We start from the raw sequence: 3451 nt of genomic DNA on the forward strand, positions 1-3451 counted from the left end.
GCAAATGCTGGCTCGTCAGGGGCTGGCGATCGATAAAAGGTGCCCACCATTGGTGACTTAATTGCGACCCACTTAGTATCGATCGTTGGCGCGCTCGCCTCGGCTGACTGTAATTGGTGTTCGGGTGCGGGTAAGGCGATGACCTGAGTGTTAATATCGGCGATCGTGGTCGAAATCGAGCCGTTGACAAACTGCGGATGTCCCTTACTGACTGTCAGTTCAAAGTCAGCATTCTTGAGGGTTAATTCCGTAATATTATTAGCGGCGATCGCGGCTAATAGTTCGCTGAGTTCTTTAAAATCGATTGTCATATTTAGTGTGGCAATAGCCACTAATTATTAGTAATAAAGTCGATATATTTAGATGTCGATCGTTTAAATATTTTCTAAAAATTCATTATTAAAATCCGCATCAACCCGATCTTCAAAATCTCAACATGGCGATCGATCGTCTGATTAGGCTGAATACATTTGAGCCGATCGATTAACTGACTGACGCGTGCTAGCTCGCGCTAAAATTCACTGGCATCTAAATAACTGCTCGGCTCGATCCGATCTAATTTCAAGCCGAGAGTGTATTTAGAACTAATTTAGAGCGATTTAGCAGTGCCAATCTGCCGAGCTGCACGGATGTAGCGTTCTGATTCCATCCAGTGGACATCGGTACCAATCTAGCTCTCACGTCCGACATATTGGTCTGTACGCGTGTCGATTTTGATTTTTTCACCGATACTGATAAATAAGGGTACCGTGACTTGTGCGCCAGTTTCGACGATCGCAGGCTTGCTCCCGCCTGTGGCTGTGTCGCCCTTCATGCCTGGATCGGTATCGGTTACTACCAATACTACAGTGTTGGGAAGTTCTACTTCCATGATTTGCTCGCCCCAACGGACGATGCTCACTTCCATCCCTTCTTTGAGATACTTGACATTAGGCCCGATTTGGGTAGGGGTGAGGTTGGATTCTTCAAAAGATTCCATGTCCATGAACACGAATTGATCGCCATCCTTGTAGGTGTGCTGCATTTTGATTTTTTCGAGGGTAGCTTGAGGCATAGTTTCCCCCGCGCGGAATGTCTCTTCCACGACGCTACCTGTCTGGACATTTTTGAGCTTGGTTCTGACAAATGCCGAACCTTTGCCCGGTTTCACATGGAGAGACTCGACGATCTTCCATACACCGCTCTTCCACTCAATGGATACACCAGGTCTAAAATCGTTACTGGAAATCATGAATATTTCTATTGTTGCACGGAACTGTTGGCATCTTATTTTATCAGTCTTCGCGACTCTGAGGCTATTTTCAGCTCACTATATCTTACAGGCAGACATCACTGCCTCAATCGATCGTCCTATAACTAACCGCCCACTTCCAGCTATATTTACTCTCGTAAATATTTAAGACACTGGAAATAGACGGTTAAATTTACCTAAATTAGGATTCGATTAACGAGACGCAGGGGTTTAAATCCCCCACCATTGACGGTGGATTGTTATTAGGGTGGGTTTTAAATCCCCAGCCCTTTCAACCCAATTCTCAATTCTCAATTAAATTAATGATGTTTTTTGGGTATATCTCCTTCAAAAGGTTGCCCTCCAGTTGGCGGATATCGATCGCGATTGGGTCCAAATATTCGGTTCGCTGCATCGGAAAAATATCCGATGAAACGTTCTAGCATGGTGGCAATTCGCATAACTCTAGCCCCTGCGTTAAAATAGATCGATCTCTCAATCTTTGATACTTCTAAAGTATAAAGTACCCGGTCGTGTGAGCTGATTAATGTAATAGATATTTAACGATTCTAAACTTTGACCGATGGATAATAACCTTTGATTTCGCGGTTGTAAAAGCTGCCAATCGAATCAGTTTCTTGCAGATCTTCCCAAACTTCTGGTTCTACTGCTGAATATTGATAAACTGCGCCACTATTAAACTCAATCTGCAAGATCTCGCGATCGTAATCGTAACCTACCTGTGCCGCCATCGTAGAACAGGCGGGCAACATTTCAATGGGTTCGCTCGGCTCGATTGCTACTGCCGCTGCGATAATTCGATCGAGCATTTGCAATCCTTCATAAGCCGCCAGTGGAGCAGGGATTTCGATATATTCGATCTCCTGTTCGCGTTCGATAATCAGCTTGAGTCCATCCTCATCGTGCGCGATCGCTTTTAAGCTGCTTAAATCGATTTTACTTAGCTTCATCGGATTTTTTGCTCCTACTAGCAGTGAGATCGTTAGTTATTTTCAATCATTATATAGTACTATTATACCATGAATCGATTCGAGTAGCAATTCGGGCTGTATTTTTAAGTATTAAGGCTGAACGTAGGAGGTCAGATGCAGATGTCTGGAGCATTGGGCAACAGGCAGTGAGTAGTAAAATAGAATTATTTTGCTGCCACAACCCGAGGGTACCCTCAGATCTACGCTAATTACTCACACCTCACCACACATCCCACCTCCATGACCGATAATACTCCTGACTTAACTGGTATTCGCACGAGCCAGAGTCAAATTCGTAATGCTGATTATCGTCAACTCGATCGTACCAAACTATCGCCGATGTACCAACACTACGTCGAGGTGAAAACTCAGTATCCCCACGCATTGCTGTTGTATCGGTGTGGTGATTTTTTCGAGACTTTTTTTCAGGATGCGATTACGATTGCGCGGGAACTGGAATTGGTGTTGACGAGTAAGGAAGGGGGCAAAGAAATCGGGCGGGTACCAATGACTGGAGTACCCCATCATGCGGTCGATCGCTATTGTGCCATCTTAGTGGAAAAAGGCTACGCGATCGCCATCTGCGACCAAATGGAAACCGCCGCCGAAGCTGCCGAATCGGGGGGTGGTTTAGTCCGGCGCGAAGTCGTCCGCGTCCTCACTCCAGGCACGATTCAGGAAGAAGAAATGCTCCAATCGCGCCGGAATAATTTCCTCGCGGCGATCGTCCTTGTCGGCGATAATTGGGGACTAGCATATACAGATATCTCCACAGGCGAATTTCTTACCACCCAAAGCACCGATTTAGAAGTCCTCACCCAAGAGCTGATGCGGCTCCAACCGCCCGAAATTCTAATTCCGATCGCGGCTCCCGATCTCAATCGCCTGCTCCGCCCTGGCGAAACCTCCGACTTACTCCCCACCAGTCTGCCCAACTGCTTCTGCTATGCCATGCGCCCCCTAGCACCATTTACCCTCCCAGAAGCCAAACAGCGGCTGTTGGATACCTTCAAAATGCGATCGCTAGAATCTTTGGGGTGCGCGCCGTTTCCGCTGGCTGTACGAGCTGCTGGCGGCTTATTGGAATATCTCGAAGCGACCCAAAAAGGTAATCCCGTTACACTGCAACCCTTACGTACCTATTCACTCGGCGATTATCTAGTATTCGATCGTCAGTCTTGTCGCAACCTCGAAATTACTCAAACCGTGCGGGATGGCTACTTTCAAG

General features: G+C 46.6%; 2 protein-coding genes and 2 pseudogenes. 1 reads left to right on the plus strand and 3 read right to left on the minus strand.

Annotated elements, in window-relative coordinates; all coding sequences use genetic code 11:
* From RMO52_RS04125 to RMO52_RS04135, 3 genes and pseudogenes are all read right to left on the minus strand, one after another.
* Positions 1–311, minus strand: a pseudogene (locus RMO52_RS04125) (acetyl-CoA carboxylase, biotin carboxyl carrier protein); the annotation flags it as partial.
* Between the two features lie 359 nt (positions 312–670).
* Positions 671–1231, minus strand: coding sequence for an elongation factor P (efp, locus tag RMO52_RS04130; RefSeq protein ID WP_309740534.1), 561 nt, complete (start codon positions 1229–1231; stop codon positions 671–673).
* A gap of 569 nt (positions 1232–1800) precedes the next feature.
* Positions 1801–2202, minus strand: coding sequence for a KTSC domain-containing protein (locus tag RMO52_RS04135; RefSeq protein ID WP_309740536.1), 402 nt, complete (start codon positions 2200–2202; stop codon positions 1801–1803).
* A gap of 360 nt (positions 2203–2562) precedes the next feature.
* Between RMO52_RS04135 and RMO52_RS04140 the strand changes: the two are divergent.
* Positions 2563–3451 (plus strand): annotated as a pseudogene (locus RMO52_RS04140) (DNA mismatch repair protein MutS); the annotation flags it as partial.

This window comes from Chamaesiphon sp. OTE_8_metabat_110, from assembly GCF_031382685.1.
In the GTDB taxonomy this organism is placed as follows: Bacteria; Cyanobacteriota; Cyanobacteriia; order Cyanobacteriales; family Chamaesiphonaceae; genus Chamaesiphon.